Annotated in this window: 14 protein-coding genes; 7 read left to right on the forward strand and 7 right to left on the reverse strand. The window is 53.6% G+C overall.

Annotation, left to right across the window (positions count from 1 at the left end):
* Window positions 1-69: 69 nt before the first annotated feature.
* From E6C51_RS08895 to purD, 6 genes are all read right to left on the reverse strand, one after another.
* The gene (locus E6C51_RS08895; RefSeq protein ID WP_190235696.1) at window positions 70-1899 is read right to left on the reverse strand and encodes a methyl-accepting chemotaxis protein; all 1830 of its coding nucleotides are present in this window, start codon (window positions 1897-1899) and stop codon (window positions 70-72) included.
* Between the two features lie 384 nt (window positions 1900-2283).
* Complete coding sequence (locus E6C51_RS08900; RefSeq protein ID WP_190235697.1) at window positions 2284-4110, reverse strand: methyl-accepting chemotaxis protein; 1827 nt, start codon at window positions 4108-4110, stop codon at window positions 2284-2286.
* Window positions 4111-4318: 208 nt separating this feature from the next.
* Window positions 4319-6151: a methyl-accepting chemotaxis protein gene (locus E6C51_RS08905; protein WP_190235698.1), complete on the reverse strand. Its 1833-nt coding sequence runs from the start codon at window positions 6149-6151 to the stop codon at window positions 4319-4321.
* Between the two features lie 373 nt (window positions 6152-6524).
* Window positions 6525-8357 carry a methyl-accepting chemotaxis protein gene (locus E6C51_RS08910; RefSeq protein ID WP_190235699.1) on the reverse strand — a complete coding sequence of 611 codons (1833 nt, stop codon included), beginning with the start codon at window positions 8355-8357 and terminating at the stop codon, window positions 6525-6527.
* 166 nt (window positions 8358-8523) lie between these two features.
* Window positions 8524-8946, reverse strand: a complete 423-nt coding sequence (locus tag E6C51_RS08915) for a plant virulence effector HPE1-like domain-containing protein (protein ID WP_230987153.1) — start codon at window positions 8944-8946, stop codon at window positions 8524-8526.
* Window positions 8947-9038: 92 nt separating this feature from the next.
* On the reverse strand, window positions 9039-10319 hold the full coding sequence (gene purD, locus E6C51_RS08920) for a phosphoribosylamine--glycine ligase (protein WP_190235700.1): 1281 nt from the start codon (window positions 10317-10319) through the stop codon (window positions 9039-9041).
* 181 nt (window positions 10320-10500) lie between these two features.
* Between purD and E6C51_RS08925 the strand changes: the two genes are divergently transcribed.
* The 5 genes from E6C51_RS08925 (at window position 10501) to dmeF (ending at window position 16732) form a co-directional block, all read left to right on the forward strand.
* On the forward strand, window positions 10501-12813 hold the full coding sequence (locus E6C51_RS08925; RefSeq protein ID WP_190235701.1) for a Tex family protein: 2313 nt from the start codon (window positions 10501-10503) through the stop codon (window positions 12811-12813).
* Window positions 12814-13056: 243 nt separating this feature from the next.
* On the forward strand, window positions 13057-14313 hold the full coding sequence (locus E6C51_RS08930; RefSeq protein ID WP_190235702.1) for an SAM-dependent methyltransferase: 1257 nt from the start codon (window positions 13057-13059) through the stop codon (window positions 14311-14313).
* Window positions 14314-14361: 48 nt separating this feature from the next.
* Window positions 14362-15315 (forward strand): 4-hydroxybenzoate octaprenyltransferase, encoded by a 954-nt coding sequence (gene ubiA, locus E6C51_RS08935; RefSeq protein ID WP_190235703.1) that lies wholly within the window; start codon window positions 14362-14364, stop codon window positions 15313-15315.
* Window positions 15316-15419: 104 nt separating this feature from the next.
* Complete coding sequence (locus E6C51_RS08940) at window positions 15420-15695, forward strand: metal/formaldehyde-sensitive transcriptional repressor (RefSeq protein WP_190235704.1); 276 nt, start codon at window positions 15420-15422, stop codon at window positions 15693-15695.
* Window positions 15692-16732 carry a CDF family Co(II)/Ni(II) efflux transporter DmeF gene (gene dmeF / locus E6C51_RS08945; protein ID WP_190235705.1) on the forward strand — a complete coding sequence of 347 codons (1041 nt, stop codon included), beginning with the start codon at window positions 15692-15694 and terminating at the stop codon, window positions 16730-16732. Before E6C51_RS08940 ends, dmeF begins: the two co-directional genes overlap by 4 nt.
* 69 nt (window positions 16733-16801) lie before the next feature.
* Here the strand turns inward: dmeF and E6C51_RS08950 are convergent, their stop codons facing one another.
* The gene (locus E6C51_RS08950) at window positions 16802-17368 is read right to left on the reverse strand and encodes a DUF6101 family protein (RefSeq protein WP_146931502.1); all 567 of its coding nucleotides are present in this window, start codon (window positions 17366-17368) and stop codon (window positions 16802-16804) included.
* Window positions 17369-17815: 447 nt separating this feature from the next.
* On the opposite strand from E6C51_RS08950, the gene E6C51_RS08955 reads away from it, so the two are divergent.
* Entirely contained in the window at window positions 17816-20005 is a 2190-nt protein-coding gene (locus tag E6C51_RS08955) for a DUF1217 domain-containing protein (protein WP_190235706.1), read from the forward strand.
* 208 nt (window positions 20006-20213) lie between these two features.
* A complete protein-coding gene (gene modA, locus E6C51_RS08960; RefSeq protein WP_407920791.1) occupies window positions 20214-21026 on the forward strand; it encodes a molybdate ABC transporter substrate-binding protein in 813 nt (270 codons plus the stop codon).
* Window positions 21027-21031: the final 5 nt, after the last annotated feature.

Here is a 21031-nt window from a genome sequence, read left to right on the forward strand (position 1 = left end):
TGTATGGCGCACAGCGCTGTACGCCATGTATGGCGCACGGCGCTGTAGGTTTTAAATGAAGTTGTGCGTTTAACTTGCCCGGCGCATCTGCTGGGCCATGCCATGCAATTGGCCGCTCTGGCCTGAGACTTTGAAGCCCTGAATAAGCTCGAGCAGATCGCCAGTGTCATTGGCCAACACCTCAGCAGAGGCTGTGGTTTCTTCCGCCATCGCCGCATTCTGCTGGGTGGCTGTGTCGAGCTGGTTCAAGGCAGATGAGATAGAGCGGATGGTGGTATCCTGCTCGGCAGCGCTTGCGGCAATGCGGGCAACCACCTCGTTTGCTTCGGTGATCTGGTTGGAGATTCGCTTCAACGCTTCCCCGGTTTTACCAACAAGCTGCACGCCTTCATTAACCTGTGCTGATGAACGGGCAATCTGGTCCTTGATCTCTTTAGCGGCGGCTGCAGAGCGTTGGGCCAGTTCGCGCACTTCCTGCGCCACCACTGCAAAGCCCTTGCCGCTTTCGCCAGCCCGTGCGGCTTCAACGCCCGCATTGAGAGCAAGCAGGTTGGTCTGGAAGGCGATCTCATCAATCACGCCAATGATCTTGGTGATCTCTTCCGAGGATTTTTCAATGCCGCTCATGGCTTCAATGGCGTGCTCCACAATGCCATCGCTCTGCTGGGCTTCCTTGCTGACGGATTGGACGCGGTTTGCCGCTTCCTTCGCTCCATCGGCCGTTTGGCGAATGGCAACAGTCAATTCATCCAAAGCCGCGGATGTTTCTTCAAGGTTGGCTGCCTGGCGCTCGGTGCGTTGGGCCAGATCGCCAGAGGCGCGGCGGATTTCTTCCTTGCTGACGGCGATGTCATTGCCTTTCAGGCTGACACGGCCCATGGCCTGTTCCAGACGGGTGAGAGCATCATTGAAGTTATGGCGTAGAGTTTCATATTTTGAGCCAAGATCGGCACAACGGACCGTGAGGTCGCCCTTGGCCAATTGCTCCAGCGAAACGCCGATGGTGGAGACGGCGTGGGCCTGTTCACGGGCCTCAGCAGCTTGACGCTCCAGATTGGTGTGGCGTTCGCTATCCAGTTCATGCTGCTGTTGCTTTTGGCGCTCCACCATCGCGTGGCGCTCGCGCACCTTTTCCTGAAGCGATTTGGTGGCTTTCGCCATCATCCCAACTTCATTGCGCATATCGGTGTGCGGGATGGTGATTGAGACATTTTCATCGGCAACCGCTTCGAGAGCATTGTGAATGTTACGAAGCGGGCGAGATATGCCTCGGATCAGAAGGTAGGACATGCCAATAGCAACGACAAAAACACCTAAGCAAAGTCCGACGACCTTTGTCGCCTCTGTCCAAAATTCATCAGCGACATCATCAATATAGACACCAGTCGCAACCACAATTTTCCAAGGCTCAAAAGCCTTTGAATAGTTGCCCTTCATGAAGAGTTTGTCGTCAGGCTGGCCTGCTTTCGGCCAATAAAAAATGGTTCTCCCACCACCGGCAATGCCTTTTTCGACCTGCTCCCGGGTCATGAACTTACCGGTTTTGTCCTGCTGATTGTATTGGTTTTGACCGATACTCTTGGAGCCGTCCTTGAACAGCTGAACGGTATTGTAATCATATCCGATAAAGTATCCGTTCGGTTCATACTTCATTTTTTCGATGATTTTGAAAGCTGCGGCCTGAGCATCTTGGCGGGACATCTCCCCCGACTGTTCGCGCTGGTAGAATGTATTCAACACAGATATCGCACTTGAAACCTGTTGCTCAAGCATATTGAAGCGTTGGTTGTAAATTGTATTATAAAGGGAATTCAGTTGGCCATAAACAATGACGCCAAACAGCACGAATAATAGCCCCACAAGACAAGCTAATTGTTTAGTGATGTTAAGTTTTTTCATGTTTTTCCATCCCTAAATTGGTTTAATTTGAGTATTAATCTTGCGGGTTCATTCACGCAGTTTAATCGTGTCCCGCAGTTGTTTGGGCGTTTCTCATGGCGGCATTAGCTAATCAGGAGATTAAGGACTCGGCAATAATAGAAAGAGGATGCAAATTTTTTGCTAATTTATACGCTTCTGATTGTTAATATTGCCTTGTCGTGAGATTTTTTATCGCAAATAGCTGATTTTTTAATCAACGAGAGGAAACCGTGCAGCTTCCGCTTTTTGACTTCAAGTTATTGATATGCTATAGCTTTTTGAGAAGATTTGCGACTATTTGTGCACGCAGTGGTGAAATGTTCCAGCGCCGTGCGTTTGATCAAACAAACGGCGCTGTCAAGATCATCCTGCCCGGCGCATCTGCTGGGCCATGCCATGCAATTGGCCGCTCTGGCCTGAGACTTTGAAGCCCTGAATAAGCTCCAGCAGATCGCCAGTGTCATTGGCCAGCACCTCGGCAGAGGCTGTGGTTTCTTCCGCCATGGCAGCATTCTGCTGGGTTGCGGTGTCGAGCTGGTTTAGTGCCGATGAGATAGAGCGGATCGTGGTATCTTGCTCGGCGGCGCTTGCGGCAATGCGGGCAACCACCTCGTTTGCTTCGGTGATCTGGTTGGAGATTCGCTTCAACGCTTCCCCGGTTTTACCAACAAGCTGCACACCTTCATTGACCTGTGCTGATGAGCGGGCAATCTGGTCCTTGATCTCTTTAGCGGCTGCCGCAGAGCGTTGGGCCAGTTCGCGCACTTCCTGTGCCACCACCGCAAAGCCCTTGCCGCTTTCACCAGCCCGTGCGGCTTCAACACCCGCATTGAGAGCAAGCAGGTTGGTCTGGAAGGCGATCTCGTCAATCACGCCAATGATTTTGGTGATCTCTTCCGAGGATTTCTCAATGCCGCTCATGGCTTCAATGGCGTGCTCGACAATGCCATCGCTCTGCTGGGCTTCCTTGCTGACGGATTGCACCCGATTTGCCGCTTCCTTCGCTCCATCGGCGGTCTGACGGATGGCAACAGTCAATTCATCCAAAGCCGCGGATGTTTCTTCAAGGTTGGCGGCCTGGCGCTCGGTGCGTTGGGCCAGATCACCAGAGGCGCGGCGGATTTCTTCCTTGCTGACGGCGATGTCATTGCCTTTCAGGCTGACACGGCCCATGGCCTGTTCCAGACGGGTGAGAGCGTCATTGAAGTTATGGCGTAGAGTTTCATATTTTGAGCCAAGATCGGCGCAACGAACCGTGAGGTCGCCTTCTGCCAAGCGTTCCAGCGAAACGCCGATGGTGGAGACGGCATGGGCCTGCAATCTTGCTTCTTCGGCTTGGCGGTCAATATTGCGCTGGCGTTCGCTGTCGAGTTCATGGCTCTGCTGTTGCTGGCGCTCTGCCATGGCGTGGCGTTCGCGTACTTTTTCCTGAAGCGATTTGGTGGCTTTGGCCATCATGCCCACTTCATTGCGCATATCGGTGTGGGGAATGGTGATTGACACATCTTCGTCGGCCACCGCCTCAAGGGCGTCATGGATTGCACGAAGCGGACGGGAAATGCCGCGAATAACCATATAGGCCGCCAAAAGCCCGAGAATGAAAACAACAATACCAACGGACGCAGTTTTAAGAACGGAAGCGGTTACCTCCGCATCAAGGTCATCCATATAAAGGCCGGTTACAACCACCACGTCCCAAGGGGCGAACGCCAATGCGTAGGATGTCTTGCGATAGTTATTGCCTTCCATCTTGGGCTTGGGACCAAAAAAGTCCGTTTGTCCGCCACCGGCACGGCCCAGTTTTACGAGTTCGTCACGATAAGCATAGCCGTTCTGGTCGGTCTTGCCCTTGAAGCTTTCTCCCACGCGTTTGGGGTCGGGGTGAAACAACATTTTAACGTCGTAATCATAGCCGAAGAAATAGCCGTCTGGCTGAAACTTCATCGCATTGATCGTTTCAAAAGCCTGCTTTTGGGCCTCGGCGCGAGAAAGCGTGCCAGCCACTTCTTTTGCGTGGTAAAGCTTCATAACGGAGATGGCCGTTTCCACCTCTGTCCGCAGCAGTTCATAACGTTGCGTGTAGATGCTTTCGGCGGAAGACCGAATTTGGAAGAACGTGGCAATCGTAAATGCCAGCATCAATCCGCCCACAAGAAGGAAGAGTTGCCGCGATATTTTAAGATTTTTCATTGTGGTTCCAGACTCCAGCAACCCTAAATATTTATGGAATATTAGGCTGTTATTATGAAGAATAAGTAAAGCGGAGGTTGTCGACGGACGCTGTAGCACTGCAATTATGCAGTAAGAGGCATTTTCAATTTCTCTGACTATAAGCCCTGAAACGACAAAAGCCGCTAGATTGCTCCAGCGGCTTTTGTCTTGGCAGATGCAGTCTTTATTAGCTTGCCCGGCGCATCTGCTGGGCCATGCCATGCAATTGGCCGCTCTGGCCTGAGACTTTGAAGCCTTGAATAAGCTCCAGCAGATCGCCGGTGTCATTGGCCAGCACCTCAGCAGAGGCCGTGGTTTCTTCCGCCATCGCCGCATTCTGCTGGGTTGCGGTGTCGAGCTGGTTCAAGGCAGATGAGATAGAGCGGATGGTGGTATCCTGCTCGGCAGCACTTGCGGCAATGCGGGCAACCACCTCGTTTGCTTCGGTGATCTGGCTGGAGATTCGCTTCAACGCTTCCCCGGTTTTACCAACAAGCTGCACACCTTCATTGACCTGTGCTGATGAACGGGCAATCTGGTCCTTGATCTCTTTAGCGGCTGCCGCAGAGCGTTGGGCCAGCTCGCGCACTTCTTGCGCCACCACTGCAAAGCCCTTGCCGCTTTCGCCCGCACGGGCGGCTTCAACACCCGCGTTGAGGGCAAGCAGGTTGGTCTGGAAGGCAATCTCATCAATCACGCCAATGATCTTGGTGATCTCTTCCGAGGATTTCTCAATGCCGCTCATGGCTTCAATGGCGTGCTCCACAATGCCATCGCTCTGCTGGGCTTCCTTGCTGACGGATTGGACGCGGTTTGCCGCTTCCTTCGCTCCATCGGCCGTTTGGCGAATGGCAACAGTCAATTCATCCAAAGCCGCGGATGTTTCTTCAAGGTTTGCTGCCTGGCGCTCGGTGCGTTGGGCCAGATCACCAGAGGCGCGGCGGATTTCTTCCTTGCTGACGGCGATGTCGTTGCCTTTCAGGCTGACACGGCCCATGGCCTGTTCCAGACGGGTGAGAGCGTCATTGAAGTTATGGCGTAGAGTTTCATATTTTGAGCCAAGATCTGCACAACGGACCGTGAGGTCGCCTTCTGCCAAGCGTTCCAGCGAAACGCCGATGGTGGAGACGGCGTGGGCCTGCAATCTTGCTTCTTCGGCTTGGCGGTCAATATTGCGCTGGCGTTCGCTGTCTAGCTCATGGCTCTGCTGCTTCTGGCGCTCTGTCATGGCGTGGCGTTCGCGTACTTTTTCCTGAAGCGATTTGGTGGCTTTGGCCATCAAGCCCACTTCATTGCGCATGTTGGAGTGCGGGATGGTGATTGACACATCTTCGTCGGCCACCGCCTCAAGAGCGTTATGGATTGCACGAAGCGGCTTTGTGATATTGCTGATGACAAGATAGGCCGCAGCAAGGGCAAACAGGAAAATGCCGACCGAAATGGCGATGGTTTTGATCATTTCGGCACGGACGTTTGCTCTCAGATCATCGGTGTAGAGCCCAGTGATGATAACAATTTTCCATGGTTCATAGGCTTTACCGTAGGCGGCCTTGGGAAAGCTGCGGTCATTGGGGTCGTTACCGGGCTTGGGACCAATGAATTCCACGTAACCACCGCCAGCGCGGCCCAATTTCACGAGATCGTCACGATAGGCATAGCCATTGGTGTCTGCCATGCCTTTGTTGCTCTTGCCAACACTGGGTGAGGTTGGGTGAAACACCAGAACCACGTCGTAATTGTAACCAAAAAAATAGCCGTCAGGCTCAAAACGCATTTTGTTGAGCATGGCATAGGCCTTTTTCTGGGCCTCTTCGACGCTGAACTCGCCCGCACGGGCGCGATCGTCAAAGGTCTTGATCACAGCGAGAGCGGTTTCCACTTGTGTGCGCAAGCTTTCAAAGCGTTCGTGATAAATGGCTTTGGTTGCTGTGCGGACCTGAAAGAATGTTGCCGTGGCAAAGGCTGCCATGAGAACACCAACAAGTAAAAACAGTTGTATCGATATTCTAAGGTTTTTCATTTTCGGTTCCGCCCCCCAGTGAATCTCAGGGTAAATTAGCTGTTCTTTGTAAATAATCGATGAAGGGTGTTTTCGCGACTTCTCTTCTATCAAGGGATGAAGGGCGCTTGGTAACTTTCAACAATAGTGGGCGGAAAATGCGTTCACTATTCCAGTAAACGAGAGCTTGCACTTCAGATTTTTCTGCGCCTGCGTGGGCAGGGTGCCTTGTTATGCAGTAAATTTAAAGTGCTACAGCGTCTTTTGTTCATCATATATTGTGAGAGGAGAATTATACCAAGAGTCATTCAAAATGACTCTTGGTATAAGCCCGGAAACGACAAAAGCCGCCAGATTGCTCCAGCGGCTTTGGGTTTTAAATGAAGTTGTGCGTTTAACTTGCCCGGCGCATCTGCTGGGCCATGCCATGCAATTGGCCGCTCTGGCCTGAGACTTTGAAGCCCTGAATAAGCTCCAGCAGATCGCCGGTGTCATTGGCCAGCACCTCGGCAGAGGCCGTGGTTTCTTCCGCCATCGCTGCATTCTGCTGGGTTGCGGTGTCCAGCTGGTTCAAGGCAGACGAGATAGAGCGGATCGTGGTATCCTGCTCGGCAGCGCTTGCGGCAATGCGGGCAACCACCTCGTTTGCTTCGGTGATCTGGCTGGAGATTCGCTTCAACGCTTCCCCGGTTTTACCAACAAGCTGCACACCTTCATTGACCTGTGCTGATGAGCGGGCAATCTGGTCCTTGATCTCTTTGGCTGCTGCCGCAGAGCGTTGGGCCAGTTCGCGCACTTCCTGCGCCACCACTGCAAAGCCCTTGCCGCTTTCGCCAGCCCGTGCGGCTTCAACGCCAGCGTTGAGGGCAAGCAGGTTGGTCTGGAAGGCGATCTCATCAATCACGCCAATGATCTTGGTGATCTCTTCCGAGGATTTTTCAATGCCGCTCATGGCTTCAATGGCGTGCTCGACAATGCCATCGCTCTGCTGGGCTTCCTTGCTGACGGATTGGACGCGGTTTGCCGCTTCCTTCGCTCCATCGGCGGTCTGGCGGATGGCAACAGTCAATTCATCGAGAGCCGCCGAGGTTTCTTCAAGGTTTGCTGCCTGGCGCTCGGTGCGTTGAGCCAGATCGCCAGAAGCGCGGCGGATTTCTTCCTTGCTCACCGCAATGTCATTGCCTTTCAGGCTGACACGGCCCATGGCCTGTTCCAGACCGGAGATTGCGTTGTTGAAGTTTTGGCGCAAGCTTTCATATTCGGTGCCAAGATCAGCGCAGCGCACGGTGAGATCGCCGGTTGTCAGTTTTTCCAGCGATGCGCCAATGGTGGCAACAACATGCGCCTGTTTTCTGGCCTCGTCGGCCTGCAATGCTGTGTTGCGTTGGCGCTCGACATCAATTGCCCGGCTTTGCTCCTGTTCGCGCTCAGAGAGCGCGTGGCGTTCGCGCACTTTTTCCTGCAAGGCCTTGGTGGCTTTGGCCATCATGCCCACCTCATTGTGCATGTCAGTGTGCGGAATCATGATTGAAATATTTTCGTCAGCAACCGCTTCAAGTGCGCCATGAACGGCTTTGAGTGGTTTGGTGATGCTGCGGATGATCATGTAAGCTGCGGCAACAGCCAGAAGCATCAAGCCCAAAGACGAGAGAATGGCATTGATGATTTTTGTTCTGACCTCGTTGTTGAGATCATCAATGTAAAGGCCGGTGCCAACAACAGTCTCCCATGGCTCGAATGCCTTGGCATAGGCCGCCTTGGGGAAGGTGTACTGGTCGGCGGGCATGCCGGCCTTGGGCCCTACAAACTCGACGTAGCCGCCGCCAGCACGACCAACTTTGACCACTTCGTCGCGATAGGCAAACCCGTTTTTATCGGTCTTGCCCTTGCTTTTCTGGCCAATCAGTTTGGGGTCTGGAAACAAATTCACCACGACATCATAATCGTAGCCGAAGAAGTAGCCGTCAGGCTCGTAGCGCATCTTGTTGACCACGGCAAAGGCTTGTTTCATGGCCTCTTGGCGAGAGAGTTCACCGGCCTTTTCGCGCTGGTAAAAGGATTGGAAGACGGAAATTGCGGTTTCAACCTCTGTCCGCAGCATCTCATAGCGCTCATGATAGAGGGAGTTGATGGATGACCGGAGCTGCAGAAAAGTCATTGTGGAAAATATGACCAGCAGCAGGCCAATCAATGAAAATAATTTTATTGAGATGCTGAGGTTCTTCATTCTTCTAATTCCCCACCCACAGGTTTTAAAAATAAACTTATGGGTTGAGAGTTAGTAGTATGTTCTAAAAAAATCATGAATATGAAATTGTAAAACTCCCCTTATTATCCAAGGGTTGTGGGCGGTTTTGTGCCGTTTTGGCATGGAATCCTGGTGGTTGACGGGATTATTTCAGTCGCAAAGGTATGGTGTCATCGGCAAATGTTTTGGAGTGAACGGCACCGGTTTCTGTGGATTTATCGATGCCATCACTGGGCATGCCAGCCAGCCGGCTGCCGTTGTCCAGCCAGCCAGCTTGTTTGTTGACAAACACAACCGGCGAGCCGCCAAGCCAGGCTTCAGTGCGCACCAGTTCTTTTTGACCATCGACCGTGCGGATCTTGATTGTTTGCGTGCCCGGCTTCAGCTTTGGGCCAGAGCTATCTTTTGTTGCTGGCAGCGGCGGGCACGTGGCGCAGCTCACATCTAAAACACTTGGCGTTGGGCCTGTGCCGATTGAGACAGACTGAATGGACGAGGCCTGGGCCTGCACAGAAAAGCCAAGGCTGGAGCCGACCGTAACGAGAGCAGCGATAATCACAAGACGCATGACACAATCCTTCTGTTGGCAAAAGGTTAGCGCGATTTTATTATGAACTGGTCAGCAGCTTCGATCAAATTTTATGCTTTAGCCATTTTGGGTCAGTTTTGCGGCGATTTTTCCCGCGCAATTGCCCGCCAGCCAATATCACGGCGGCAAAAGCCGTTGTCCCATGCCACGCGATCCGTGAGGGCATAGGCCTTGGCTTGCGCCTCGGCTACCGTCGGTGCACAGGCCGTGGCGTTCAAGACCCGTCCGCCGGTGGCCACAAGTGCGCCGTCTTTCAGCGCCGTTCCAGCGTGGAAAACCTTGGCGTCGCTGCTGGCCTGCGGAATGCCGGTGATCGGTGTGTTCTTGGTGTATGATGCCGGATAGCCCTTGGACGCCAGCACCACGGTGAGGGCCGGGTCCTCACTCCAGTCCGCCGAGACCTGATCGAGTGTGCCGGTGGCACAGGCATGCAGCAGCGGCAGAAGATCACTTTTAAGGCGCATCATCAGCACCTGACATTCCGGGTCGCCAAAGCGCACATTATATTCAATCAGCTCGGGGCCTTTGGCGGTAATCATCAGCCCTGCGAAAAACACGCCGGAAAAGGGCATGCCCATCTCGGCCATGCCGCGCATGGTGGGCTCAATAATCTCCTTGAGGGTGCGTTCCACCATCTCAGGCGTCATCACTGGCGCTGGAGAGTAAGCGCCCATGCCGCCGGTGTTGGGGCCGGTGTCGCCTTCACCCACGCGCTTGTGGTCCTGGGCGGTGGCCAGCGGCAAAAGCGTTTTGCCGTCGCACAGGCAGAAAAAGCTGGCTTCCTCGCCATCCAGATAGGCTTCGACCACCACTTCAGCCCCAGCTGCACCAAAGGCACCTTCAAAGCAATCATCAATGGCAGAAAGCGCTTCATCCAGCGTCATGGCAACGGTGACGCCCTTGCCAGCCGCCAGACCATCGGCCTTGATCACAATAGGTGCACCTTGCTCACGCACATAGGCCTTGGCCTTGGGGGCGTTGTTGAAGCGCTGGTAAGCGCCGGTGGGAATGTTAAAGCGGGCGCAGACATCCTTGGTAAAGCCCTTGGAGCCTTCCAACTGGGCGGCCACTTGTGATGGGCCAAACACCAGAATATCAGCGGCGCGCAAGGCGTCTGAAAGGCCAGCGACCAGCGGTGCTTCGGGGCCGACGACCACAAATTCGATGGCTTTGTCTTTGCAAAAGGCAATCACGGCCGCATGATCATCGACATTGAGGTCGACCAGCTGAGCGTGATCGGCGATGCCGGGGTTGCCGGGGGCGGCGTATAATGTGTTGAGCAGGGGGGATTGGGCAATTTTCCAGGCCAAAGCGTGCTCGCGACCACCAGAACCAATCAGCAAAACATTCATTGTGTGCTCTCCGTCAACCATGCTGCGCGGTTAAGGGGCTGGAGCCAAAAGGTCAAGGAAAAACCCGGATTGCATTGTTTGTTGTGAAAGGACTGGGCTTTCTTGTGGAGTGTAAGCGCATTTCATTGCCTTCGCGCTCGCGCACGCTATGGTCTGCGCCACAATTGAATATGAGGTTCTTATGGCTGACGACATCAAATCCATTGCAACGATCATTGCGGGCGAAATCAATGCCCGCCCCGATCAGGTGATCTCGGCTGTGGATTTGCTCGATGGCGGGGCCACCGTTCCCTTCATCGCCCGCTACCGTAAAGAAGTCACCGGCGGGCTGGATGATACGCAATTGCGCAATCTCTCTGAGCGCCTGACCTATTTGCGCGAACTCGGTGCGCGCCGCAAAGCGATTTTCGATAGCATTTCATCACAAAACAAGATGACCGATGAGCTGGCCATCAAGATTGCCCGCACCACCACCAAGGCCGAGCTGGAAGACCTCTATCTGCCCTATAAGCCCAAGCGCCGCACCCGCGCCGAGATTGCTCGTGAAAAAGGGCTGGAGCCGCTGGCCAATGCCATTTGGGAGGATCGCAGCAGTGACCCAGCAAAACTGGCCGAAGCCTATGTGAAAGGCGAGGTGGCCGATGTGAAAGCGGCGCTGGAAGGTGCCCGCGACATTGTTGCCGAAAGCATGACCGAAAATGCTGACCTTTTGAAAAGCTTGCGCAATTATCTCAAGGACAAAGCCATTCTCTATTCGAAAGTGGTGGATGGCAAACAGGCCGCTGGTGAGAAATTTGCTGACTATTTCGACCATTTCGAGCGCTGGGCCACGGTGCCGGGCCATCGCGCGCTTGCCATGCTGCGCGGCTGGAATGAAGAGATTTTGTCGCTCACCATCGAGGCCGACCGCGACGATACAAATGCTGTCAAACCTGCCCATCGCATGGTGGCTTCTGCCTATCAGATTGGCCAAAAAGGCCCAGCCGATCAATGGCTGATGGAGGTGGCTGGCTGGACGTGGCGGGTGAAACTGTCCATGTCATTGTCGCTTGATTTGATGCGGGAGTTGCGCGAGCGGGCCGAGGAAGAGGCCATTCATGTTTTTGCCCGCAATCTCAAGGATTTGCTCTTGGCAGCCCCTGCTGGTTCGCGCCCCACCATGGGGCTGGATCCGGGCATTCGCACCGGCGTGAAAGTGGCCGTTGTCGATGGCACGGGCAAGGTGCTGGACACCACAACCGTCTATCCATTCCCGCCGAAAAACGACATTCGCGGCACACAGGCCGAGCTTGCCAGCCTGATCCGCAAACATGGGGTTGAGCTGATTTCCATCGGCAATGGCACCGGCAGCCGCGAGACGGAAAAGCTGGTGGCCGATATGCTGGCGCAAATGCCATCGACGGGCAAAAAGCCAACCAAAGTTATTGTGTCGGAAGCGGGCGCGTCGGTCTATTCGGCGTCGGAGCTGGCTGCCAAGGAATTTCCCAATCTCGATGTGTCCTTGCGTGGTGCGGTCTCGATTGCCCGGCGTCTGCAAGACCCGCTGGCGGAACTGGTGAAGATCGATCCGAAGTCCATCGGCGTTGGCCAATATCAGCATGATGTGGATCAGGGCCGTTTGGGCCGCTCGCTCGATGCCGTGGTTGAAGATGCGGTGAATGCGGTCGGCGTTGATCTCAACACTGCATCGGCTCCGCTTTTGGCCCGTGTATCAGGCCTGGGTGGTTCGATTGCTGAGGCCATTGTCGCCCATCGCGATGAAACCGGCCCCTTTGCCAGCCGCAAAGAGCTTTTGAAAGTGCCGCGTCTGGGCGCGCGCACCTTTGAGCAATGCGCGGGCTTTTTGCGCATTCCAGATGGTAAAGAGCCGCTGGATGCCTCATCAGTCCACCCGGAAGCCTACGGGGTTGCCAAGAAGATTGTTGCCGCCTGCGGGCGTGATTTGCGCACGCTGATGGGTGATAGCGCAACGCTCAAGGGGCTGGACCCGCGCCAGTTTGTCGATGAGCAGTTTGGTCTGCCGACGGTGAAAGACATTCTGGCCGAACTGGAAAAGCCCGGTCGTGACCCACGCCCCAGCTTCAAGACCGCAACCTTTGCCGAAGGCGTCGATGAAATCACTGACCTCAAGGTTGGCATGATGCTGGAAGGCACCGTCACCAATGTGGCCGCCTTTGGGGCCTTCGTCGATATTGGTGTGCATCAGGATGGTCTGGTGCATGTGTCGCAACTGGCCGACAAATTCGTCAAAGACCCTCATGAGGTGGTCAAAGCCGGTGATGTGGTGAAAGTGCGGGTGGTGGAAGTGGATGTGAAGCGCAAGCGCATTGCGCTCACCATGCGCAAGGACGGTGGCGAAGCGCCGCCGCCATCGGCCCGCGACAATCGCGGCCCCAATGTTATGCGCAATGCCAATTCGAAACCTGCGCGGGATGAAAAGCCGACAATGGGTGGTTTGGGGGCGGCTTTGGCGGAGGCCATGCGCAAGAAATGATCGTCTGCATGGCGAGGATGCCATGCAGCCAGTGCGGGTGTTCACTCAATTTTATGTGACTATGACGTGCTTGCCATCCATCCCAGAGAGAATAGGTTTGCATTGCTGCATAATTCCTTAAATCCGAGTGGATTTAAGGAGAAAATTATGCAGCAGATTTAAAGTGTTACAGCGTCCTTTGTGCGCCATGTATGACGCACGGCGCTGTATTGCAGTGCAAATCTTCATCGCATGGGGGTGCCAATGGTATCGTCTCTTCGGGGAATGTTGCGTAAAATCATTCGCAAAGGGTCTTTGACCGTGACCGGCGCGGATGGGCAGGTTGAGCAATTCGGCGATGGCTCCGGCCCTCCGCTGTCTGCGCGTTTTCTGGATGCAGACGCTGAGGTGGAAATTTTCCGGGATGCCCAGTTGAAGCTGGGTGAGGTCTATATGCAAGGCCGACTGGTTTTCGATGTCGGCAATATCTATGATTTTCTGGCGCTGGTGCGCTCCAACACATTGGTATCAGACCTGACATTTCCCATGTTGTGGCGCGGGCTGTTGCGCATTTTGCAAGCCAAGCTCAAGGGCTTTGTGCCGATCAATCATAACAAGCGCAATGTGTCCCACCATTATGATCTCAGCGCCAAGCTGTTTGATCTGTTTCTGGATCAGGACTGGCAATATTCCTGCGCTTACTTCAATCCGCCTGGCATTTCGCTGGATGAGGCGCAACTGGCCAAAAAGCGCCATATCACTGCCAAGCTCATGCCAGAAGAGGGCCAAAGGGTGCTGGAAATTGGCTCTGGCTGGGGTGGCATGGCCATGTATCTGGCTGAAACCTGTGGTGTCGATGTTAGCGGTATCACGCTGAGTGAAGAGCAATTGAAAGTCTCGCGTGATCGGGCAAAAAAGCGCGGAATCTCGGAAAAAGTGCGCTTTGAGCTGCAAGATTATCGCACCATGAAGGCCAAACCGTTTGACCGGATTGTGTCGGTGGGCATGTTCGAGCATGTTGGCCCCAGCAATTATCGGCGTTTTTTCAAAAAGGTCTCAAAGCTGTTGAGCGATGACGGTGTGATGGTGCTTCATTCCATTGGTCAGCCCTATCCGCCGCTCTACAACAACCCGTTTATTGAAAAATACATCTTTCCGGGAGGCTATATTCCATCATTGGCCGAAGTGCTGCCGGCCATTGAAAAAAGCGGCTTGCTGGTGGCGGATTGTGAAATTTTGCCGATGCATTATGCCCACACGCTTCGCCATTGGCGCGAGAGGTTCATGGCCCGCAAGGAAGAAGCCATTGCGCTTTACGATGAAAATTTCGTGCGGATGTGGGAGTTTTATCTGGCAGGCTCGGAGATGGCCTTCACCCACGAGGATTTCTTTATCTTCCAGCTGCAAATCACCAAAAAGCGCATGACGGTTCCCAACAACCGCGATTATATCGCGCCAAGAGAAGAGGCGTTAAAGCTGCGGGAAGCCCAGAGAGCGCCGCTGGAAAAGGTGATTTTCTAAACGAGGATGGCAGTTTTCTTCACCCGTGATTTGGTTTATCACGGGTGCATGAGCACAGCCACCGACCAATCCGCCCGCGTTTATGACGCGCCTTCCGATAACTGGGTTTATCGCCTTTTGCCAAAGGCGATCTGGCCCTATGCGCAATTGGCGCGGTGGGATCGGCCGATTGGCTGGGAATTGCTGATGTGGCCGTGTTTTTGGTCGTCGGCACTGGCAGCCAATCATCTGGCAGCAATGGATCGCCTGCCTGTTGCGCTGTTTATCGCTCATCTCCTGTTGTTCTTCATTGGCTCTGTTGCCATGCGCGGTGCTGGTTGCACCTATAATGATCTGGTGGATCACAAGATTGACATGGCGGTGGCCCGCACCCGCTCGCGGCCGCTACCATCTGGGCGGGTGACGCGCACGCAGGCCAAAATCTTCATTGTCTTGCAGGCACTGGTCGGGGCGGCTGTTCTGCTTTGCTTCAATTGGTTTTCAGTGGTGCTCGGCATTCTGTCGCTTGCCATTGTGGTGGTCTATCCCTTTGCCAAACGCTTTACCGATTGGCCGCAGTTTTTCTTAGGGCTTGCTTTTTCCTGGGGTGGGCTGATGGGTTGGGCAGGCCTGACCGGCTCACTCTCGGTGGCCGCCGTGCTGGTGTATCTGGCCGCCATTGTCTGGACCATTGGCTATGACACTATTTATGCCCATCAGGATAAAGAGGATGACGCCCTGATCGGTGTGCGCTCCACCGCCCGCCTGTTTGCGGATGATACGAAGATTTGGCTTGGCGGCTTTTACAGTGTCATGGCGCTGTTGTTGGCAGTGGCGTTTTGGCTGGCAGGCGCTGGTTTCATCGCCTATCTGGGGCTTCTGGTGGCTGGATTGCTGCTGGCCTATCAGATTGCGGTGCTGGATATTGACAATCCAACCCAATGCCTCGCGCTGTTCAAACTCAACGGCAAGGTTGGGCTGATTTTGTTTGGCGGTCTTTTCCTCGCGATCCCCTTTGCTTGAACGATTGGCCTGATCGATTGGCCTGATCGATTGGCCTGATTGACAAGCTTCTTGTTTAGCGCAGCCTTGTTTTTTGCGTCCATATAGGGTACCCCCCCTATAGTATGAGCCATACAATTCAAAATAAATCCAAACTGCTTGCCCGTGTCCGTCGCTTGAAGGGGCAGGTTGAAGCGATCGAAAACGCCCTTTTGGCGGAAAAGCCCTGCGATGAGGTGCTGAATCTGACGGCCTCCGTGCGCGGGGCTTTGAGCGGCCTGACGGCAGAGCTGATGGAAGATCACATTCGTTGCCACATCGTCGCCCCGGAGCTGGATGAGGCAGAGCGCCAGCAAGGTGCCAATGAACTGATTGACGTGATCAGGAGTTATCTGAAATGAGCACAGCCATTCCGCACGATCATCCTCATACTGCGTCACCACATCCTCATTCGCGCCTCAGCAATCGTCACAGCCATGTCTTTCTGGGGCAAAATCACCAGCGCAACGAGCGGCGCACCTGGGCCGTGATCGCTGTTACCACGGTGATGATGGTGATTGAAATTGTTGCGGGCCATCTGTTTGGCTCCATGGCCCTGACCGCAGATGGTTGGCATATGGCCACTCATGCGGGTGCCATTCTGGTCTCGGCGCTGGCCTATAGTCTTGCGCGTCGCAATGCCAGCAATCATCGTTTCACTTTTGGCACAGGCAAATTCGGCGATCTGGCCGCTTTTGCCAGCGCGATGTTTTTGGGATTGGTGGCGGTGATCATCGCCTGGGAAAGCGCCTGGCGGATGCTGGAGCCGGTGCCGATCAATTTTTCCGAGGCCATCCTGATCGCCAGCGTCGGTCTGGTGGTCAATCTGGTCTGCGCCGTTCTTTTGCATGATGGGGATCATCATGTTCACCATCACGGCGGCCATCATCACAAACATCACGATCACAAGCATCACGATCACACCCACCATGACCATGCCCATCATGATCCTGCGGGCAGTCATGGTGGTGTCGATCGCAATCTACGCGCCGCCTATGTCCATGTGCTGGCCGATGCCTTGACCTCTGTTCTGGCCATTGTGGCATTGGTTCTGGCCAGTTTTTACGGCTGGCTATGGCTGGATCCGCTGATCGGTATTGTCGGCGCTGTGGTTATCGGCAGCTGGGCCTATGGTCTGATCCGCGATAGCGGTCTGGTGCTGCTGGATTTTGTGCCTGCGAGTGAAGATTTACCGGATGAGATTCGCACTATTCTTGCGAAGGAAAAGGCCGATATTGTCGATCTGCATGTCTGGCAACTGGGGCCGGGTCATCATGGCGCAATTGTCTCTCTGGTTGCAGGTGAGCCGCATTCACCTGCCTATTATCGGGAAAAGCTGTCAGCCATTCACGATCTTTCTCACGTCACTGTTGAGGTCGAAGCCAAAGGCGCTGTTTGAAAATGAAACACGCCCCGCAACAAGGTTGGGGGGCGTGTCTGCGTAAAGCCGTCCTGGAAGGAAGGGGTGTTAATTGCGGGCAATGATTTCCTTGCCGGAAATCTTCATGGCAATGCCCAGTGACCCGGTGGTTCTGCGCACCAGAAAACGTGGGCGGCGCTCGGAGAAATTGGAGTGGCGACGGCGCTGCTTTGGCACATTGGCGCGGATTTCGCCCAAGTGCTCTTCCAGCGGGCGGGCCACGCCATCGGCTTCCACCATCAGCATGGGAATGCGGAATTTTTCGGCCCAAAGACGCCAGTCGGCGGCAATGTCGCAAAGATCATGGGCAACCAGCAGCGGAATGCACAGATCGGCATCTTCATGATAGAGCTCCAGCGTCACTGTGACCTCGCCATTGCCATGGTCGATGGCGCGGGCCGCAACACCCTTGAATGCCCGGGCTGGAAGGGCAAAGGACAGCGGCAAACCACTTGATGGCAGAACCTTGCGCAAGACTGCGCCGCGCTCATCCAGTGTAATCGAGACATTGCCGGAAGCATCACGCAACGCATAAGAAACATGTTGCGGCAAGCGGGACGGTTCTAACCGAAACGTTGCTCCGGCCCATACGGGCTTCATAACCGTGTTTGTCATCATACTACCCTTGTTTTACCTGAGAGCCGCTGTGGACTCTTCTTATCGGGACTTTGCGTCCTCTGAGGCTCAAGATAGCCGCAGCCCCTTCCTGACCACTTAAAAATTGCGGTTAAGAAAACTTTGCTGCTTCAGATGGTTATCGAAATGCAATCAGTGAGGGTTTCTTAAACGTGAACGGCGTTCATCGAATTTTCAGACTCTTGTTAACGGAATGCTTGTTTATTATGGTCTATGATACACGCTGACGTCGATGATTGGCGGTCTGCTTTTCTCCTCGCGAAAGCCAGGGGCAAGGCCCATGAACCATGATGGGTTGCCCAAAGCGTGTCATGTTCCAATTGCCTTTTCAGGCATTGGGAAGGCACCGAAGATTTTGAAAATGGTGGTGTGTTTGTGCATCAGGGTTGATGCATCACACGGTCGGGAAATCGAGGAAGAACGGTCATGGTCTCTACTTATATCAGTTATGATATCATCACGCGCGATATGAAGACGAGCCTGAACCGTGTGGCGCAGGAAAAGCAGGTCACCCGTGACTCCCAATATTACAAAGACAATATTGGAAAGATAAAGACCGTCGACGACTTCATGGCCAATGACCGTCTCTATCAATACTCAATGAAGGCCAACGGCCTTGAAGACATGATTTACGCCAAAGCCTTTATGAAAAAAGTGCTTGAGAGCGATCTGACGGATAAAGACAGCTACGCCAACAAATTGGCCGATAGTCGCTATCGCAATTTTGCTGCTTCCTTCAATTTTTCCGCTGCAACGGTTGATTCGCAAACGGAAAAGCAGGAAGAGGATGTTCTTGGGCTCTACAAACAATCCTTGGTGACAGAAGGCGATGATGCCAAATCCGAGGTCATGTATTATGATTCAGCCATCGATCAGGTCACCGATGTTGATAGTCTTTTGCAAAACAGTCGGTTGACGACATTCGTTTTGAAGTCCTACGGCCTGGACACCAAATATTACTCTACCGATCATCTGAAACAAGTTCTGACCAGCGATGTCAACGATCCGAACAGCTATGTGAACACGCTGACCACCAACAAGTCAGACTATCTTGCGATGGCCAAGGCTTTCAGCTTCAACACCGATGGCACATTGAAAAATGCAACGGCCCAGACTGCTGATCAAAAGACGGCGATGGAAGACAATTATCTCAGTGTCGTGCCAAGCACCGAGACAGCGTTCAAGGCAGAGCGTGAGACCGACTATTATAAAAGCAAGCTGGCCAACGTGACCAAGGTCTCGGACATTACCGGCGATTCGCGGCTGTTTTCCTACGTGAAAACGGCCTTGGGTCTCAACAAGAACATGTTGATGTCCACTTTTGAAAACATCGTCACCAGCGATTTGAATGATCCCCAAAGCTACGCCAACACCCAGGGTGATGGTACGGGCGGTAATTATTCAAAAATCGCGGCCATGTTCAACTTTGATGCCAATGGCAATGCGACCGCAGGCAATGCGCAGAATTCCAGCCAGTTGGACCAGACAACTGCGCAATATATGACCAAGTATGGCGAGGGCGATCAGGCCGATCTGACGGCATTGACCACCTATTACTCGACCCAGATGAAATCGATTTCCAATGTCGACGATCTTTTGAACAACCAGAAGGTCTATGGCGTTTTGACCAAGGCGTTTGGCATTGAACAGGATGAGTTCAGCAAGGCAACACTGAGAAAAGTGCTGACCAGCGACATGAGTGACAAGAACAGCTATGCCAATCAAACGCGCGACAAGCGTTTGATCAGCTTGGCGACGGCGTTTAATTTCAAGTCGGACGGTAAGGCCGATGTGCCGCTGCTGGCACAGTCCGAGCGGACAATCACCACAATCGCCAAGGATTATATCGTTCAAAAAACCCGCTTTCTCAAAGACAAGGAGCTTGACGACGCCAAGACCAAGGCAAATGCCGACGCACAATATTATCAAGAGAATATCGTCAAAGTTTCCTCTGTCAGTGATCTGTTAAAAGACCGGAAGCTGGTGGACTTTGTTCTGACGTCAAAAGGACTGGACCCGAAAACAGTCGATAACGATATGCTCAAGAAGCTGTTTGCGTCTGATCTGAACGATCCAAAGAGCTTTGCCAACACGCAAAAAGATGAGCGTTTTGCTGGCTTTGTGGCCTCTTTTAACTTCGGAACCGATGGAAAGATCAACAAATCCTATTCGGAAGGCGTTCAAGACCGCGGGAACATTGTAAAAACCAACAATCTCTTCCTCCATCAGACCATGGAACAAGAGCAGGGCGATGACAATGGTGGTGTGCGCCTGGCACTCTATTGGCAACGCATGGCACCGACAATTACTTCAGCTTATGATATTTTGGGCGATACGGCTCTCTTGGAAGTGTTCCGCACGGCCTTCAGTATGCCCAAGGAAATGAGCAATATGAGCATCGAGCAGCAGGCCAAGATTGTCGAAAGCAAGTTGAATTTGAAGGATCTGAATAATCCGGATCTGGCCAAGAAATTCATTTCGCGCTTTACCGCTATGTATGACCTCAACAACGGCACGGGAAGCACGTCCGCAAATGCAGCTCTGGCGATTTTGGGCGGCTCTGACGGCTCCACCGGTATCAGTGCGACGCTGCTGGAATCTCTGAACCAGAAATAACGCCAGATGCTTTAACCAAACGGGCAAGGCAAGAGCGCAAAACTGCGCCTCTCACCATATATGGCGAGAGGCCCTGTAACACTTTACGTGTGTTACATCATTCCTTCAATCCACTCCCATTTCAGGAATGATGCAGTCGCTGCTTGCCTTGTTTTTGATCCATCGATATATCTCATGAAATATATCGATGGATTGAGGAAAGACCATGATGGTTGGGTTTGGTATGTTCAGGCGCTGCAATGCCATTGCCGTTGCCATTTTTATGGTGCTTGCACCACTTTTTGCCCCGGCCTTTGTAAAACCGGCTGATGCTGCCGATAGTCTCACGGTGTTTGCCGCCGCCAGTCTGAAGGAAACCTTGGGGCAAATTGCCGATGACTGGACAAAAGACACAGGCAAGCCGGTGAAACTGTCTTTTGCCGCCAGCTCTGCGCTTGCCAGGCAGATTGATGAGGGCGCACCCGCCGATGTGTTTATCTCGGCGGATTTGAACTGGATGGACCATCTCGAAAAGGGTGGACAATTGGTCGATAACAGCCGCGTCAATCTTTTAGGCAACCGCATTGTGCTGGTGGAAGCCGCAAATGCCGCAGTCACAACCCAGATCAAGCCGGGTTTTGATCTGGCGGGCCTTTTGGGCACGGGCAGGCTTGCCATGGGCAATGTTGCCTCTGTGCCCGCGGGCATTTATGGCAAGGCTGCCCTGACCTCGCTTGGCGTGTGGGACAGCGTCAAAGCCAAGATCGCGCAGGCCGATAATGTCCGCGCCGCCTTGCTGTTGGTATCGCGCCAAGAAGCGCCGTTTGGCATTGTCTATGAAACCGATGCCAAGGTTGATCCGGGCGTGAAAATTGTCGATCGCTTCCCGCAAGACAGCCACCCCGCGATTATCTATCCGGCAGCGGTGGTGAAGACATCGAAAAATCCTGATGCCAAGGCATTTTTAGCCTATCTGCAATCGCAAAAGGCGGCGGAAATTTTCACAAAGGCAGGCTTTACCGTGCTGGGTAAAACACAATAAGCAGG

It is taken from the genome of Gillisella terrae (assembly GCF_004801395.1).
In the GTDB taxonomy this organism is placed as follows: Bacteria; Pseudomonadota; Alphaproteobacteria; order Rhizobiales; family Rhizobiaceae; genus Allorhizobium; species Allorhizobium terrae.

What these genes read in the sequence shown, in the direction of transcription:
- ubiA (WP_190235703.1), top strand. Translation starts at nt 14,362, where the DNA reads ATGAGCACAGCCACCGACCAATCCGCCCGCGTTTATGACGCGCCTTCC.
- E6C51_RS08915 (WP_230987153.1), bottom strand. Translation starts at nt 8,946, where the DNA reads ATGCGTCTTGTGATTATCGCTGCTCTCGTTACGGTCGGCTCCAGCCTT.
- E6C51_RS08950 (WP_146931502.1), bottom strand. Translation starts at nt 17,368, where the DNA reads ATGACAAACACGGTTATGAAGCCCGTATGGGCCGGAGCAACGTTTCGG.
- E6C51_RS08925 (WP_190235701.1), top strand. Translation starts at nt 10,501, where the DNA reads ATGGCTGACGACATCAAATCCATTGCAACGATCATTGCGGGCGAAATC.
- E6C51_RS08930 (WP_190235702.1), top strand. Translation starts at nt 13,057, where the DNA reads ATGGTATCGTCTCTTCGGGGAATGTTGCGTAAAATCATTCGCAAAGGG.
- E6C51_RS08895 (WP_190235696.1), bottom strand. Translation starts at nt 1,899, where the DNA reads ATGAAAAAACTTAACATCACTAAACAATTAGCTTGTCTTGTGGGGCTA.
- E6C51_RS08955 (WP_190235706.1), top strand. Translation starts at nt 17,816, where the DNA reads ATGGTCTCTACTTATATCAGTTATGATATCATCACGCGCGATATGAAG.
- modA (WP_407920791.1), top strand. Translation starts at nt 20,214, where the DNA reads ATGGTTGGGTTTGGTATGTTCAGGCGCTGCAATGCCATTGCCGTTGCC.
- dmeF (WP_190235705.1), top strand. Translation starts at nt 15,692, where the DNA reads ATGAGCACAGCCATTCCGCACGATCATCCTCATACTGCGTCACCACAT.
- E6C51_RS08910 (WP_190235699.1), bottom strand. Translation starts at nt 8,357, where the DNA reads ATGAAGAACCTCAGCATCTCAATAAAATTATTTTCATTGATTGGCCTG.
- purD (WP_190235700.1), bottom strand. Translation starts at nt 10,319, where the DNA reads ATGAATGTTTTGCTGATTGGTTCTGGTGGTCGCGAGCACGCTTTGGCC.
- E6C51_RS08905 (WP_190235698.1), bottom strand. Translation starts at nt 6,151, where the DNA reads ATGAAAAACCTTAGAATATCGATACAACTGTTTTTACTTGTTGGTGTT.
- E6C51_RS08940 (WP_190235704.1), top strand. Translation starts at nt 15,420, where the DNA reads ATGAGCCATACAATTCAAAATAAATCCAAACTGCTTGCCCGTGTCCGT.
- E6C51_RS08900 (WP_190235697.1), bottom strand. Translation starts at nt 4,110, where the DNA reads ATGAAAAATCTTAAAATATCGCGGCAACTCTTCCTTCTTGTGGGCGGA.